The organism is Psychrobacter sp. DM8 (genome assembly GCF_051307025.1).
Taxonomy (GTDB): domain Bacteria; phylum Pseudomonadota; class Gammaproteobacteria; order Pseudomonadales; family Moraxellaceae; genus Psychrobacter.
The window spans coordinates 67939-83887 of the sequence record NZ_CP195538.1; the positions used below are offsets into that span (position 1 = coordinate 67939).

The 15949-nt window shown below is 47.3% G+C and carries 17 protein-coding genes; 4 read left to right on the forward strand and 13 right to left on the reverse strand.

Annotation, left to right across the window (positions count from 1 at the left end):
• Nucleotides 1-165: 165 nt before the first annotated feature.
• Both ACR64J_RS00310 and lptG read left to right on the forward strand, forming a co-directional pair.
• Nucleotides 166-1428, forward strand: coding sequence for an LPS export ABC transporter permease LptF (locus ACR64J_RS00310; protein WP_435949983.1), 1263 nt, complete (start codon nt 166-168; stop codon nt 1426-1428).
• Nucleotides 1428-2621: an LPS export ABC transporter permease LptG gene (gene lptG, locus ACR64J_RS00315; RefSeq protein WP_435949984.1), complete on the forward strand. Its 1194-nt coding sequence runs from the start codon at nt 1428-1430 to the stop codon at nt 2619-2621. Before ACR64J_RS00310 ends, lptG begins: the two co-directional genes overlap by 1 nt.
• 76 nt (nt 2622-2697) lie before the next feature.
• Here the strand turns inward: lptG and ACR64J_RS00320 are convergent, their stop codons facing one another.
• The 10 genes from ACR64J_RS00320 to recN form a co-directional block, all read right to left on the reverse strand.
• The gene (locus ACR64J_RS00320; protein ID WP_435949985.1) at nt 2698-3306 is read right to left on the reverse strand and encodes a class I SAM-dependent methyltransferase; all 609 of its coding nucleotides are present in this window, start codon (nt 3304-3306) and stop codon (nt 2698-2700) included.
• A gap of 90 nt (nt 3307-3396) precedes the next feature.
• A complete protein-coding gene (locus ACR64J_RS00325) occupies nt 3397-3825 on the reverse strand; it encodes an MgtC/SapB family protein (RefSeq protein ID WP_317200463.1) in 429 nt (142 codons plus the stop codon).
• Nucleotides 3826-4454: 629 nt separating this feature from the next.
• Nucleotides 4455-4793, reverse strand: a complete 339-nt coding sequence (locus ACR64J_RS00330) for a DUF3817 domain-containing protein (RefSeq protein WP_435949986.1) — start codon at nt 4791-4793, stop codon at nt 4455-4457.
• A 276-nt stretch (nt 4794-5069) separates the two neighbouring features.
• A complete protein-coding gene (gene xerD / locus ACR64J_RS00335; protein ID WP_435949987.1) occupies nt 5070-6008 on the reverse strand; it encodes a site-specific tyrosine recombinase XerD in 939 nt (312 codons plus the stop codon).
• A gap of 105 nt (nt 6009-6113) precedes the next feature.
• Nucleotides 6114-7304, reverse strand: coding sequence for a methyltransferase (locus tag ACR64J_RS00340; protein WP_435949988.1), 1191 nt, complete (start codon nt 7302-7304; stop codon nt 6114-6116).
• A gap of 41 nt (nt 7305-7345) precedes the next feature.
• Nucleotides 7346-7663: a sulfurtransferase TusA gene (gene tusA, locus ACR64J_RS00345; RefSeq protein ID WP_435949989.1), complete on the reverse strand. Its 318-nt coding sequence runs from the start codon at nt 7661-7663 to the stop codon at nt 7346-7348.
• A gap of 71 nt (nt 7664-7734) precedes the next feature.
• The gene (locus tag ACR64J_RS00350) at nt 7735-8196 is read right to left on the reverse strand and encodes a hypothetical protein (RefSeq protein ID WP_435949990.1); all 462 of its coding nucleotides are present in this window, start codon (nt 8194-8196) and stop codon (nt 7735-7737) included.
• A gap of 68 nt (nt 8197-8264) precedes the next feature.
• A complete protein-coding gene (ruvX, locus tag ACR64J_RS00355; protein ID WP_435949991.1) occupies nt 8265-8783 on the reverse strand; it encodes a Holliday junction resolvase RuvX in 519 nt (172 codons plus the stop codon).
• A 33-nt stretch (nt 8784-8816) separates the two neighbouring features.
• Entirely contained in the window at nt 8817-9380 is a 564-nt protein-coding gene (locus tag ACR64J_RS00360) for a YqgE/AlgH family protein (protein WP_317200471.1), read from the reverse strand.
• 123 nt (nt 9381-9503) lie between these two features.
• Nucleotides 9504-11183 (reverse strand): DNA repair protein RecN, encoded by a 1680-nt coding sequence (gene recN, locus ACR64J_RS00365; RefSeq protein ID WP_435949992.1) that lies wholly within the window; start codon nt 11181-11183, stop codon nt 9504-9506.
• Between the two features lie 453 nt (nt 11184-11636).
• Here recN and ACR64J_RS00370 point away from each other — a divergent pair, with 453 nt between their 5' ends.
• Together ACR64J_RS00370 and rlmB are read left to right on the forward strand one after the other, a co-directional pair.
• Entirely contained in the window at nt 11637-11972 is a 336-nt protein-coding gene (locus ACR64J_RS00370) for a pyrimidine/purine nucleoside phosphorylase (protein WP_317200473.1), read from the forward strand.
• A gap of 130 nt (nt 11973-12102) precedes the next feature.
• Nucleotides 12103-12873 carry a 23S rRNA (guanosine(2251)-2'-O)-methyltransferase RlmB gene (gene rlmB, locus ACR64J_RS00375; protein ID WP_435949993.1) on the forward strand — a complete coding sequence of 257 codons (771 nt, stop codon included), beginning with the start codon at nt 12103-12105 and terminating at the stop codon, nt 12871-12873.
• Here the strand turns inward: rlmB and coaE are convergent.
• From coaE to ACR64J_RS00390, 3 genes are all read right to left on the reverse strand, one after another.
• On the reverse strand, nt 12836-13537 hold the full coding sequence (gene coaE, locus ACR64J_RS00380) for a dephospho-CoA kinase (RefSeq protein ID WP_435949994.1): 702 nt from the start codon (nt 13535-13537) through the stop codon (nt 12836-12838). The two genes, rlmB and coaE, sit on opposite strands and share 38 nt — an antisense overlap.
• A 196-nt stretch (nt 13538-13733) precedes the next feature.
• On the reverse strand, nt 13734-14633 hold the full coding sequence (locus ACR64J_RS00385; RefSeq protein ID WP_435949995.1) for a prepilin peptidase: 900 nt from the start codon (nt 14631-14633) through the stop codon (nt 13734-13736).
• 14 nt (nt 14634-14647) lie between these two features.
• On the reverse strand, nt 14648-15871 hold the full coding sequence (locus ACR64J_RS00390; protein WP_317200477.1) for a type II secretion system F family protein: 1224 nt from the start codon (nt 15869-15871) through the stop codon (nt 14648-14650).
• Nucleotides 15872-15949 lie beyond the last annotated feature (78 nt).

Genomic DNA, 15949 nt, shown 5'->3' on the forward strand with positions numbered 1-15949 from the left:
ATGTTTGCGAACACATTTGAGCGCTATTTTCGCTCAAAACATGCTAGCATTAGCGGTTAGCCCTATAGCCCACGCCCCTTATCGACGCTTAATAGATTTATAGCGTTTACGCGAGCGTCTTAAACTATCTTTCCAAGAGTACCTATTGTGATACTACGCCGCTACATGACCCGTCAAGTTGCCTCTACGACTGCTTTAGTGCTGGGGTTTTTGATGGTGATGATGCTTGGCGGCCGTCTCATACGTTACTTTGGTATCGCTGCTGAAGGCGGGCTTGATGTCAGCTTGTTGTTTACTATTATCGGGTACAATCTACCTTACTTTTTAGAGCTGATCCTGCCCTTGGCATTTTTTATTGCTTTAATGCTAGTGTTTGGTCGCTTGTATGTCGATCAAGAGATGGCGGTTATCAATGCCAGTGGCGTCTCACGCGGTAAGCTTGCACGGTTGATGACGCCTTTAATTTTGGCACTGTTCGTAGGCGAGGCAGCATTATCCATAGTAGGCAAGCCTTGGGGCGTACGCTCATCTGAAGTCATTTGGCAACAGCAAGCGCTAAGCAGTGCTTTTGATCTGATTCGTCCCAATGAGTTTATTAGTAGTGGCGATTACAACTTATATGTCGGAAGTTTAAGCGATGATAAAAAACAACTACAAGACGTGATTTTGATTCAAACTGAAGATAGAAAAGACGACGATAACAATGTTAATTCAGACAACGCCAACTCAAATAGCGTTAATTTAAATAACGACAATAGCGACATGCCCGCGTTGCCAAAGGCTATGATCCAGCGCGCAGGACAAGTCGGTAGCAAAGATACGATAACCCTTGCCAAACGCGCCGAGCAAGTAGATAACGGCAGTAGCGGCATCACGCAATTGGATCTGTTTCAGGGTCGGCGCTATGAAGTTGGCGCAGGCAACCTTAAATACAATCAAGTCAGTTTTGATCGCTACCGTATTACCTTGACCGAATCCTCAAAAGAGGTGGTGACTGAGGACAACATCGAGACCCAGCCAATAGGACCACTATGGCAAGCTGCAACCGGCGGCACCTCAGTCGCTAGCGTAGATGCCCTACGAGCAGCACAAGGGGAGCTAGGGTATCGTTTTGCGCTGCCTTGGCTGATGATTATCGCGCCTATGCTCGCTGTGCCACTGGCGCAAGTACGACCGCGTCAAGGTCGTTGGCTACGTCTATTCCCCTCGGTGCTGCTGTTTGTCAGTTGCGCACTTGGGGTTATTTCACTCAAAAACGCGGTGAGCAAAGGCAGTGTGAGCGTATGGGCAAACGCTTGGCTGATCTTAGGCTTTATGGCGCTGGCGCTGTATCTCAACTGGGCTAGCCGTATCCAGCATCGCCTGCGCTTTCGAGATCCCGCTACTAGTGACATACAAAACCCGCCGATAACAGGAGGACAGGCCTAATGCGCGCCGCTTCTCCAAAAGATCGCTTGAATAATACCAAACTATCTGTACTGAGTCGTTACGTAAAACTTAATGCGCTACTCGCTATAGTAGCCGCGGTACTAGGCCTTTGGGCGCTACAGCTATTGTTCTCCTATCTCAATGAGCTGGACTCGTTGGATGAGGGCTATACCTTGGGCGCCGCGCTGAAGTATATTTTTTATCGCTCGCCTTATTTTTTGGAACAGTTTATCCCGACAGGCGCTTTGCTTGGCGCCGTCGTTGGTTTAGGCCTTCTCGCCAATAAAAGCGAGCTGGTGGTCATGCGCGCCGCTGGCGTAAGTATTTATCGTATTGTCGGCTGGGTGTTGCAACCAGCGCTGCTCTTTGTACTACTGGCACTGGCTATCAATCAGTTTATATTGCCGCAGAGCAATCAATTAGCGCGCGAGATTAACGATAATGATAGCCGCGCGCTTATCACCTCAGTACGTGGCTACTGGACGGTGCAACCTAGGGTCAAAAGCGACGCAAGTGGCAGCATGCAGCCTGATGGTAGCGATATCCTGTACATTGATTATGCTGACGTTGCAGGCAATATCGGCGAGGTCAAGCGCTGGCATTTAGATAATAATGGCAATCTGCAAACCGCAACCCGCGCTGAAGGCGGACGTTATAGCCAGCGCGTCCCTGTCAGTCGTGACAATAACGATGTTGCAAGCGACCAATATCGCTACGAGTGGCAACTCAATAATATGACAGAGCTAACCATTAGCCAAGGCTTTGAGAGTAGTCAAGCCACTGCCGCCTCCGATGTTTTAAGTCTACCTTTTGCTCCAGAATCTGTGTATCTGCTGACCCGTGATGCTGAGGATTTATCACTAACTCAGCTGTATGACCATCGTCAATTTATGCGCGGGCAGGGTAATCGCTCACTAGAGCATGAGCTGGCATTTTGGCAAAAGCTACTCTCACCATTGTCAATACTATCACTGGTGATCGTCGCTTGTTCATTCGTCTTTGGCTCGCTAAGAACGCATAGCTTAGGCTTACGTATTGTCGTCGCCTTATTGTTTGGCTTGCTGTTTAGCTACTTACAAGATTTGGTTGGCTTTATCTCTTTAGCTACAGGGTTCTCGCCTATGCTGATGGTACTGCTGCCCATTATCGGTAGTGCTGCATTGGGGGTTTATCTGATAAAACGGCAGATGTGACGTGAGATCAATACGCAAAAAAACACGCTAAAGCTGATAACTTTAGCGTGTTTTTTTATGTCAAAGTTAAACTGTTTTATTCTTTAATTGCCATCGTAATCGTATAAGTCTTACCTTGTTTGACCTTGTCGCTGTTACCAAAGACCTCAACGAATGAGCGCTTCATAAATTGACGCAAACCATTGATGGTCACCACATAAAAACGACCGCCAGGACGCATGCGTGCATAGGCATCGAGGAAGTACAGATAATGCTGCTCTTTACCAACTTTAGCAGGCAAGTTTGACATCACCAAGCTAAAGTCCTTGTCCTTTGCTACATGATTAAAGCCGTTGGACAGGTGCACATCGATATTTTTCAGACCATTTTTTTCACAATTACGGCGCGCATATTCTACCGCCATAAAGTCCTTATCAATCAAAGTATGCTGACCATTCGGACACTCGCGCGCCGCCGTCATGCCAAGTACTCCATAACCGCAGCCTAAATCTATCGAATCGTCATCGGCCTGAAAATCCACATAATCAAGCAGCATCAAACTGCCATCATCGAGCTTTTGCGGTGAGAATATGCCCCACGTCGTCGCAAACTCAAACGGCTTGCCCAGCACGTTATCCGTAAAGTGGATATCTTCGCGCCAGCGTTCGGCACTCTTTAATAGCTCTGCAGGGGGACGGTGAGTCATAGTGGTCTCAATTGGTGAATAATAAGCGCTATTGTAACCACAACGGTGACAAATTTCAGCACCGTTTTATCGCGCTTGCGAAACTATAGTCTAAGATTCCGCTTTAAACGGCTCAGAGAATTGCAAAATTAAAAAACTCACCACCGACAAGATAATCGCAATCTCATAGCGCCCATACGCCACCGAAATCCCAATTGCTCCCGTATTCCACAAACTTGCCGCCGTTGCCGTGCCTTTCACACTACTACTACTCTTAAAGATAGCGCCGCCACCGATAAAGCCCATACCTGTGATAATCCCGTACATAATACGCGCCTCGGCATCACCCTCAGAAAATATATCTCGCCCCACCAGCATAAACGCACACGACGCGATCGTCACTAGCGGAAACGTCCTTAGCCCCGCGCCGTTATCCTTCATCTCACGATTCAGCGCAATTGGCAACGACAACACAAACGCAATACCTAACTGAAAAAAGTGATATTGCATCAAATCCATATCAATATCGAATCCAAACATAGCAGACTCCCTGTCTAGGCATATCGCCAAACTCTATAACCAATAGTCTAGCGCCAACGATATGCTTTGTCAGTTAGGAAGCGTTAAAGCCATTGGACGAGTGGCAGTCTAAGGAGTAATGGGAGCTGATCGCGCCTCAAGGTGACTATTTAATAATTACAAAATTAGATGCGGAGGGAAGTTTCGCTAATCGGTAAGATTCGCTGGACGCAGTATCATGGAAATAATACTCAATATCGGTGCGTGGAACGCGCTTTATGTCTGTTACATAACAAACAGATTTTGATGTAGGCTGGTGCTTTTAGCCCAGCGAATGAGAGAATTAAGCTCAAACACTAGAATTATCTTTTTATATAAGTGAGTTCATTTGTCGATATCAAAATCTTGAGGTTTTATAGATCGTGCTGGGCTAAAAGCACCAGCCTACGTACTAACTATGAGCAATTTCAGGAATTAAAAGAATGGTTAGGATAAGTGTTTTCTCCCATAGTTATGTAGAATGAAATAGCGCGTAGGGTGGGTTAGCGATAGCGTAACCCACCAAATCTAGAATCAACGCAATCTCGAAAGGTGGGTTACGTCTTGACTGCGCTCTTTGAGAGCTTGACAAAACTAACCCACCCTACAGGCTACCCTTTCAATTTCTCTTTTAAAACATAATCAAAGATAAACGGACCAAAAGGTAAAAACGAGCCGAGGACGCCAGCAGGCAGAGCCCAAAGTGGCATTTTTATTTTGCTAGCAGCGTAGATAAGCGTCAAAATATAAGCAACAAATAGTACCCCATGCGCTATACCAATGTATCTTACTGCTTCAGGAATGCCCAGCATATATTTTAGCGGCATCGCGATACCTAGCAACAATAAAAAAGAAGTACCCTCTAAATAACCCATGATAGTCAGCGTTTTAAGCGTAGAGTTTTGACTTTTGGTTAGATTAGGCGGGGTAGAGGGCTTGGCTTGCGGCACTGGATATTCCTTTTACGATCACTGATAATTATTGGTACGAAAAGTCTTTGTAGGCTGGTGCTTTTAGCCCAGCGAATACGCGAGTTAAGCTAATATATTAAAATTATTTTTCTATATAAAGGTAAATTAGCGAGTAGGGTAGGTTAGCGACAGCGTAACCCACCAAGTTTAGAATACAGTTATAAAAAAGGTGGGTTACGTCTTAACCGCATTCTCTTCGAGAATTTGTTAAGTCTAACCCACCCTACATCAAGCTTTTACCCTTTCTTCAATACCCTAACCACGCGGATGATGTTCCGCATGCAATTTCTGCAATCTCGCCGTCGCCACATGAGTATAAATCTGCGTGGTAGACAGGTCACTATGCCCAAGCAACAACTGCACGCTGCGCAAATCCGCGCCATGATTGAGTAGATGAGTGGCAAAGGCATGGCGCAGGGTGTGCGGTGATAGCTCTTTATCAATACTGGCGACTTTGGCGTATTTCTTTAATAGATACCAAAAGTTCTGCCGGGTCATATAACCGCCTTGCGCGGTCAAAAACACCGCTTGGCAGTTGCCAGATTTTAAATGCGCGATCAGCTCACCGCGTCCATGAGATAGGTAATCCTCCAACGCGTCTGCTGCATATTCGCCTAGAGGTACGAGGCGAGTTTTATTGCCTTTGCCGGTAATCTGTAACCAGCCTGCATTGAGGTTCACTTGTTCAAGCGACAAATTAATCAGCTCACTAACGCGTAGACCGCAAGCATAGAGCACCTCTAACATGGCTTTGTCTCGTAGACCGAGGGCAGTACTAGTATCGGGCGCAGCGAGGAGGTTGTCGACATCCGCTTCCGCCAAGTCTTTAGGTAAGGGGCGTCCGATCTTGGGGCTTTTAATACGCTCGCAAGGATTGTCCTCTCGCAGGTTGCTGGCAATCATCCAAAGGTAGAATTGGCGCAAGCTTGAGAGCATACGTGCTTGGGTGCGCGGGGTTTTATCGCTTTGTGCGAGCGTAGATAGGCAATGGAGTACGTCATCGGCTTGCCACTTGGTCAGAGCGATCGGGTTGGTCAGCTCACAAGCGCGTAGGTCGCGCACATAAGCATTACGGGTACGCGTAGCCAGACCACGCGCCAGCATGGCTTGACGAAATTCCGTCACATAATACGGTTCGTCATCGACGGCGAGCGCTTTGGGTTGTCGCTGTTGGACGGCGCGATCACGGCTCATAGCATTTACTCGAAAGTTTAAATATTTAATTACAGGATTGAGCTGTGAATTTTTAAGCCCAATCGGTGCGCGAGGCGCACCCTATAGAAAACTCAAAGTTAAACGTTAGGCAGGTTGCAAACACCAAAGTGAAGTGATCTCACGACGACGCGCCGCAAATAGCGGATCAGTCTCATCTTGGCTACGACCGTGTTTGGGCTGGGTGTCGAGACGGTATTTTACGGTTAAACCACTATCGGCAAACCAGCCTAATAATTCCTCACGAGTGCGCAGATGCAAATGCTCAGCTAAGTCCGATAGGATAAGCCAAACCTCTCCTTGCTCCGCTAAGTGAGACTTTGCGCCTTGCAACAATCCGCGCAGCATTGCGCTATTGGGGTCATAGACGGCGTACTCAAGCAGGGATGTGGGCTTGGCAGGTAACCAAGGTGGATTACACACAATAAGATTGGCGAGCGGCGCATCAGTCGGATATAGGTTGGCCTCTTGCAACTGTATATCAGTCAGATCTAGACGCGCAAAGTTATCACTAGCGCAGGCGAGGGCCCGCGAGCTCAAGTCCGTTGCTATGACTTGTTTTGCGCCGCGCTTTGCTAAGATGATCGCCAATAGTCCTGTACCCGTACCGATATCATAGGCGACATCAGGCACAACTGGCAAAGGCGCATCGAGCAATAGCTGTACATACTCATGCCGAGTCGGTGCAAACACACCGTAATGCGGATGAAGGGTTAGCTCTAAAGTGTCGATCTTTACACCTTTTTCACGCCATCCAGCCGCACCAAGCGCACCTTGCACATCACGAAACGACAGTACGCACGCTTCATCATCCTTTTTATCTAAGGAGCCAAAAGCGGCGATGCAAGCAGTGCTCATATCAGGAGCACGGCGCAAATGGCTACCATAATCTGCATCCAGCTCCAACAGCAAACGGCTGAGTATACGCGCACGCTGAGCGGTCACTTGGCGCTGCTGATGGAATAGATTGGGTATGGCTTTAGACTCAGATTCAGCGCTTTTTGCCGCTTTCTTAGCTTTGCGTAGTGCTGAGCGCTCATTGGTGCGATCGATACGGCGGTTGATCGCTTGCAATAGCTGCCGGGCGTTATGAAAATTGCCACGCCATAATAAAGAGGTGCCTTGAGAGGCCAAGCGGTACGCTTCATCTGCTGTGGTTTTGTCATCAATGATAACTATTCGAGTGGGCGGTGCATGATTGCTCTCAGACAACCAGCGCGCTTGTTTTACTATATCGTTCTCATGCCACTGTACATACTGCTTTTGGGGTGCTAACACGTAACCTACCTTTTATAAATAATATGTACTGTCGTTATCGACTAAGCGCTTTTTTTCTTGACCAGATAGCGATAAAGCGTATGACTCATCGGCGCAGCATCATCGCTATCGATGGTGATCTCGTTAGGATCGACAGGCAAGCTGACGTCGTTATCAAGGGTTTCTTGCGCCACAAGCTCGTGCCCTAAATGACGACAAAAATTAGGAATATCGCGTGTGGTCGCAGGATCGGTTGCGAGTATTTCGATAACCTCGCCGCCCTCCGCCTTACGAATGACGCGGTGCAGCATCATCACAGGTTCAGGGCAAATGAGTCCTTGCGTGTCTAAATGATGGTGAGCTGGAGTATGAGTTGTCATAGGGCTTATGTATTTAAGTTAATTGGATTTTAAAGTAAATGGCTAATAAAGAGCAGTCTTTGATAATAAGTTTATTTATCTTTTACCACACTATCTTCTATGGCCAAAAAGTCAAAGAAGCGCTTAAAGTTAGATTTGAATAAAAACGCCACCCCAAGCCAGCAAGACAGTCCTAGCCAAGCGGTATCTGCGAACAATAAGCCGCCAATAAGAACGACAGTAGAGACACCAATACTGAGCGCAATCATCGACGGCTGATTCAATCGGTAACGGTAAATGACTAGGGCATCATAAAGGGTAATCGGAATCGTCAGAGCGATCAAAACATAGGGCAGATTAAAGTACAAACGATAGAGCAGTTGATTATCATGAAACATCTTTATACTAGCAATCGTACCAAAGACCATAAAAGCGAGAATCGCTACATATAACATATAGATGGCGATTTGATTGGCACGCTGCGCGCCTTTGATACGAGTGATCGCAAGCGGTGCAAAACCATGCTGAGTCGGTTGATCTGAGACCGTATTCATAAAGGATGTCACTTATTTATAATTGCTCAAAAAAACGTTTAATAGATTACTGAATCAGCCAGGCTTAATTATTCAGGCTTAATAGCATCTATTGCCAGCGCACTATTAGGATCACTAAAGTAGGTCGACAGCAAGATACAGGCAGAAATATCATCGATTGGCGCGCGCGGATTATCAATCCAGCCGTTCTCCCATGCGATCTCGCGGGCAGCAACTGAGGTGAGGCGCTCATCACACATCATAACAGTGGCGGGTATGTGCTGCTCCATTATCCGATGCGCTAGGCGCCGCGCAAATTTGTGCGCGCGTTTTGAGAGCATAGAGCTGCTGCCATCCATATTGAGTGGTAGACCGACGATAATTTGGGTCACGCCCCAGACTTTGATAATACCCAGTAGATTGTCCCAATCAGGCTGACCATTATTCATCGCCAAAATATCAAAAGCACGCGCCGTCTGCGTCATGGTATTGCCAAGCGCCATGCCCATCTTTTTGACCCCGTAGTCTAGAGATAGTACCAGATGAGGTTTAACGTCAGCACGGTTAGCGATTGATGTACTATCCACTGTGTCTATCGAATCCACCATCGTCGCGAATGTCCTCTTCTCTCATTTGTTATTTCAAGCATGACCAATATCGTCACTTAGATAATCAAAATTAATCCCGATTTTGTCAGCGGCTAATTGCCAGCGCTCCTCAAAGGGCGCATCGAACAAGAGCGTCAGATCAGCAGGGCAGACCAGCCAGTCGCCAGCGCTTAACTCGCGCTCCAGCTGCTTTTTTCCCCAACTGGCGTGTCCTAAGCAGAGCTGGTAATGACCGACGCCGTGACCGACCGCGATACGTTTAAGTACATCTTGACTGGTAGTGATACAGACGTTTTCGGAGATGGCAAACGACGATGCCCATTCAGGCTGCCCCGTATGTAGTACAAAGCCCACTTCAGGATACATAGGACCACCGTCTAACGCCACATCATCCATCACTTGTGGATCAGTGACATCGATACTTAGATCCTCTAACAGTTTGCCGACGCGCGCCTGCTCAAGCGGACGGTTGACCATGAGGCCCAAGGCACCGTGCTTGTCATGACGACAGATGTAAATGAGCGCCTGCTCAAAACGGGGGTCTGAGAGCTTGGGCGCTGCTATCAAAAAATGATGAGTCAAATTGGCTTTAGACATAGAGGCAAATACAACAAAGGGTAAGAGGATTAAGTGTAGATTGGATATCAATTAGGCATATGGGGTACTAGTTATATGGCACCGCTTAACCAAATATCAATACAGTTGCGCTAAGCGGATAGATTACGATTTGACGTCAGTTAATAAGCTACGCGCATGATCGCGCGTGACATCAGTAATGGTGACGCCGCCTGACATACGAGCGAGCTCATCGACTTGTGCGTGACCTTCTAAGATAATTAGCTCGCTTTGGGTCAGCTTGTCATGATGCTTTTGTACCAAGATATGTTGATGCGCTTGGGCGGCAACCTGCGCTTGGTGAGTGATCGCTAATAGCTGCTGCGTCTGACCTAATGTGCGTAGTAACTCGCCGACCACTTGCGCGGTGCCGCCACTGATACCGACATCGACCTCATCGAACACCAGCATGGGCTTGGCGGCGTTAGTATCAGCATTGGTCACTTGTAGAACTTGCATCACCAGCGCCATACGCGACAGCTCACCACCTGAGGCAATCTTGTGTAGCGGCTGCATAGGCATACCGACATTAGCGCTAAAGAGCAAGTCGATATCATAGCAGCCTTGGGCGTTGTACTGCGCCGTATCACGCTTGGTAAAGGCAAACTCGCAGCGCGCATTAGGCAGAGCTAAAGGTTTTAGTTGAGCGGTGAGCTGCTGACAGATTGCAGGCGCAGCTTTGACGCGTGCTTTATGTAGCGCGGTCGCTTGCGCAAGATAATCTTGCCAAGCTTGCTCAATTTGTGCTGCCATCGCATCGCTACTTGGCTCGTTTTCTAGCTCGTCCAACTGCTGCTGCCAAGCTTTGGCCTCATCGATTAGATCGGTCGCTGGCAGGTTATGTTTACGTGAGAGGCGATGACCTAAACTAATAAGGCTGTCTAGTGCTTGCAAGCGTTCAGGGTCAGGCAACTGCTGTTCGGCGTAGTCCGAGAGTAAGGCGGTAACCTCGATAATCTGCTGCTGCGCCAAATGCAGCTGCTCGGAGGCTTGATTGAAGGTTGCGCTAACATCGACTTGATGATCGCATAATTTGATCGCTTGCCCAAGCAACGTCATGACATCAGGCTCATCAGTATCATTATCAAGCAGATGTAGGCTATGGCTGGCCTCCGTCATCAGCGCCTCGATATTGGATAACTCTTCGTGCTCGGCTTCAACATCAGCATAATCGACAGAGAGTAGCGGCGCGATATCGGCAAGCTGGTTTTGCAATAATTGCATGCGATCTTGGCGCTGCGCCTCGCGGCTAGCAATATCATCGGCGCGGCGCTTGAGCTGCTGATAATGCTGATAGCTGGTGGCAGTATTGTCACTCATGGCAGTAATCTGCGCCATCGCATCTAGCCATTGGACCACGAACTGCGGTTTAAGCAGTGCCTGCTGCGCGTGTTGGCTATGGATATTGACCAATAGTGTACCCAGGCTTTTAAGCTCGGCTAAGCTGACTGGCGTACCATTAAGCCAAGCTTTTGAGCGCCCATTACTACTAAGCTGACGCCGTACCAGCACCTCAGGCTCATCCAAAGGGCGCTCATGCGCTACAAACCAGTCGGCTATCGCTTGGTTGTCCTGTACGTCGAACTGCGCGTAGATATCCGCATGCGCTGCGCCATGTCTGACCATAGCGCTATCGGCGCGCTCGCCTACGCACAAAGACAAGGCATCAAGCAGTAGCGACTTGCCCGCACCTGTCTCGCCCGTAATCACATTAAAACCCTCAGCCATACTCAGCTCATGCTGAGCTATCAAGGCAAACTGATGTAGAGTTAAAGATAAAAGCATCAACGCCTCTCGTGGCTGATCACAACCTTTAAATAAACCCTACTCGCTACCATTAGCCTAGAGGAGGGTACACCACAAAAATGCGGTAGTATCTAAAGACAGATAAAGGAATAAAAAACTAAATATAGTATGGTGTTAAACAGCACCAAATACAAATTCTAGCGGCAAAATATCACATAAATCTACAGGCTAAGTGTCTAAAAGAATAGTATTTATCACTCAAAGCGCTCATTATTTGACCTTGTATTTTATCAAATTTTGCGAATTTTGGCAGTGTCGTAACAAACTTTACAGATATAATGTGGTAGCATAATCTCACACAACGATAAACTTTTACGCTCATTGCGACCTTGTTTACGTTGCGACAATATATCAAAGAGAGCTGTCTTGATGATGGCTTGACCCGTTACTTATTTTTTAGTTTAGTTGTGATTATTTGATAAGGAAGTCCCTATGACAGCGGTAAAATTCTCTAATGTGACTGTTAATGCGCAAGCCACTATATCCTACGATGGACGCTGCTCAAGCCATACTATTATGTTCGAAGACGGTCGCCACAAGACCCTAGGCGTCATTTTGCCTTGTGACAATTTGGTTGATCACTATCACTTTAGCACCAATACCTCCGAGCGTATCGAAATTATTAGTGGTGAGTGCGAAGTAAAGATAAGCGGTGATGAGGAGTTTAATTACTACCGCGCTGGGCAGTCTTTTGTCGTTGAGGGCAATAGCGGCTTTAATCTGCGTACCGATGAGATCGTTCAGTACGTCTGTCATCTTGAAGGCTAATAATCAGCCATACATTTACATCTTAATATCAGCAGTCCCAACTCATCTATTAAAACAAACACAATCGCTTAGATTTTGTTTGTTTTTCTTTAATTGACACTTATACTTCTATTTAATCAGCAGGCCTATTATGGCAAAACCCAGTTACTTCTATGGTATTCATGCCATTGATGCTTTACTTGCGCACCGTCCCTTAGATGGTTTAAGTCTATTTGTGCAACAAGGACGCGAGAGCGATACTCATGTACAGGCTATCATTCAAGAGGCCAAAGCCAACGGCATTAGCATCCAGCCCACACAAAAAGACAACCTTACGCAGCTGTGCGGTAGTCCTCAGCATCAAGGAGTGGTGCTTCATGCGCGTCCCCTCGGATTTGCTGATGAGGGACTCATTGATACAATTAGCAGGCGCGATCAGTGTCTGCTATTGGTGCTCGATCAGATTACCGATGCTCATAATTTTGGTGCTTGTTTGCGCAGCGCAGTGGCGATGGGTGTTGATGCGGTTATCTGTCCAAAACATCATGCCGCAAGTCTCACGCCCACTGTTGCCAAGGTATCAGTAGGTGCAGCTGAGATGATACCTATTATTAGCGTGACTAATCTGGCGCGGACACTTACGCAGATAAAGAACGCAGGCGTTTTTGTCTTCGGTACCGCGCTTGAAGCAAACGCTAAGCCCATACATGAAGCAGACCTGACGGGCAAAACGGCGCTGATCATGGGGTCTGAAGGTGAGGGTATGCGCCGCTTGACGATGGAGAGCTGTGATGAGCTAGTATTTATACCCATGTCAGGCAACGAGTATGGCAATTTGCAAAGCCTAAATGTCAGCGTGGCTACTGGTATGGCGCTATATGAGATTAATCGACAGCGAACTTTAGCTGCTGGGCAAGGGTAAGATAATCTTGGTGTAAAGGCTCTAGGTGCTGATACAAAGTCTCAAGGTCGGCATCATTGAGCACCACATCGTCAGCATGGCGCGTACGCTCGCCGCGATCTAACTGATTGACCATAATAGCTTTAATTTTTGCGACGCTTTGCCCGTCACGCTGGCTGGCGCGAGCAAGTTGCGTGTCCTCTGTCGCATCTATTACTAAGATACGCTGACACAAATTAGCCAGTCCTGCCTCTGCCGCTTCTATGAGTAGGGGCGCTGAGAGCACTGCGTAAGCTGAGGTGCTGGCATTTAATTGCGCCTTGGCCGCTTCACGTATTGCAGGATGGGTGATGGTTTCAAGTTCTATAAGCGCCTCAGGATTGGCAAAGACATGCGCTCTGACCGCCGCTCTATCCATTTGACCCTCCGAATTAATCGCCCAATCCCCAAATTTCTTTTGAACCTTGCGCAGAGTGGGACTACCTTTGGCGACCACTTCATGTGCGATAACATCAGCGTCTATGATATCGATACCTTGCTTAGCGAACCAATTAGTCGCCGCGGACTTACCACTACCGATGCCGCCAGTTAGTCCGATAACCAGTTTGGTTTTGTCAAAACCAGTCACTTTACGCGCCGATTTTTGGTTAGAGTCAGCATGAGATGAGCTTGCATGTATGGACATAGTAATAACTTATTATAGGCAAATGAAAGGTTGATTGATTATGAGCACAAGTCATAATTTTAAGAAATTGCTGTTCTATGTTTGCAATGTGAATGGCTATAAGTTTAACTCGTGCATTAGTATTGGCTGTCGTGGTTACATGTCATTATTGTAACGTTTTACTGAGATTGCCAGCTTACTATTGAGTTTTTCACCTTTAAGCATACATGCCCAGATACCCATTTACGATATCAGTGCCGTACAATAAGGCGATGATACCTGCAATAGCGATATAAGGACCAAAGGCAAACGGCTGACTCTCGCCTTGGCGTCGCATCAAGATAATACCTACGATAGAGCCGAGTAGTGACGATAGCAAAATAATCAGCGGTAGCATCATCGGCCCAAGCCACGCCCCTAGCACCGCAAGTAATTTAAAATCGCCTTGTCCCATACCATGTTTTTTGGTGATTAAATAAAACACCTTGACCACTATCCATAGCGACAAAAAGCCAAGGAGCAACCCCCAAATAGACTGCGTTGGGGTGACAAACCAGCTCTGTGAATTAACCGCTAGTCCCAATCCAGCAAGCGGAAAGGTCAAGCGATCTGGCAATAGCTGAGTATCAAAGTCGATACCTGTGAGCGCAATCAACGTCCACACTAAGATCAGTGCCGAGAGTCCGATAACGTTAACGCCGAAGTGATAAATAACTGCCACAGTTAGCAGTGCAGTGATGAGCTCAACGATAGGATAGCGTATACCGATAGGCGCTTTGCAAGCAGAGCAGCGACCTTGTAGCACCAACCAGCTGACCAGCGGTATATTCTCATACCATTTAATCCGATGCGCGCAGTGCGGACAACGTGAAGCGGGCATGCTTAGGGTAATAGGCACATCATTTGCCGTCATTTGAGTGAGCGCGGCTGCTGGCTCCTCTTTTATGTCCGTCTGTCCTGCCAAAAATTGACTACACTCTTGTCGCCAGCCGTAGACCATCATCAGTGGCATACGGTGAATCACCACATTTAAAAAACTGCCAACACAGAGACCTAATACGGCAAACACGACCAAAGCCAAAGTCATATTGCTTTGTAATAACGCTATCAATTGCATCTCATTGCTATCCTTTAGCCGACCACTGAACCCATTTGGAAAATGGGTAAGTACATAGCAATGACCAAGCCGCCGACTAATACCCCAAGCACCGCCATAATGAGTGGCTCCATTAGGCTCGTTAAACCATCGACCGCGTTATCGACCTCATTCTCATAGTATATAGCTACCTTGTCTAGCATCTCCTCTAGGCTTCCGGACTCCTCACCGATACCGACCATCTGGATGACAAGACTTGGGAATAGGTTGGTTGAGCGGATAGAGAACTGCAACTGCTGACCGGTGGCCACGTCGTTTTTGATTTGCTGAGTGGCATCATAAAAGACCACGTTATTGGTCGCACCAGCAGTAGAGTTTAGCGCATCAATGAGCGGTACACCTGCGGCAAAAGTGGTGGATAGCGTCCGCGAGAAGCGAGCGATAATCGCTTGATAAGCAATATTGCCAAAGATCGGTAGCTTTAGCGTCGCGCGATCTAGAAAGTCACGAAACTTCTTAGAGCGTTTTTTGGCTTCTGAGAACCCTATGATAGCTGCGCCAATGATTAAGATCAGTACGAACCACCACGATTGCATCCATTCAGACATCCCAACGACCATTTGGGTAAAAGCGGGCAGCTCTGCACCAAAGGAGGCAAACAGATCGGAGAATACAGGGACAACTTTGATCAGCAAAATCATAGTGACGATAATGGCCACAACGATGACCGCGATAGGATATTTCATCGCTTTTTTGATTTTTGCCTTGAGTAGCTCACTTTTTTCTTTATAAGTGGCAACCCGCTCCAGCATAGTTTCAAGCGCTCCTGATTGCTCGCCTGAATCGACTAGTGAGCAAAACAGATCATCAAAGTAGCGCGGATGTTTGCGCAGGGCTGAGGCAAAGGTGCCGCCGGCTTCAATATCAGCTTTTATGTCTAAGACCAGCTCTTTCATACTTGGGTTATCAAGCGAGTCGGCGACGATCTCAAACGACTGCGTAAGCGGCACGCCCGCTTTCATCATCGTCGCCAGCTGGCGCGAAAATATGGCGATATCGATAGCTTTGATCGGTTTTTTGAACTCAAATAGGGGTTTAGGCTTTTTCTTAATACCTTTAACCGTAATACCTTGTTTGCGCAAAGTTGCTTTTGCCAGCTCCAAGCTACGGCTAGTGGTCTCGCCCTTGATCTTTTGCCCACGGCGATTGACTCCATCATAGACAAAGTCCAATAGCATATCTGTCTTAGCTTTCGCCATGTGCTCACCCTCAATTATGATTCAATAAACTGTATTTATTTTAGCTTAAAATCGATTACGTATTGATGTTAATTTTAG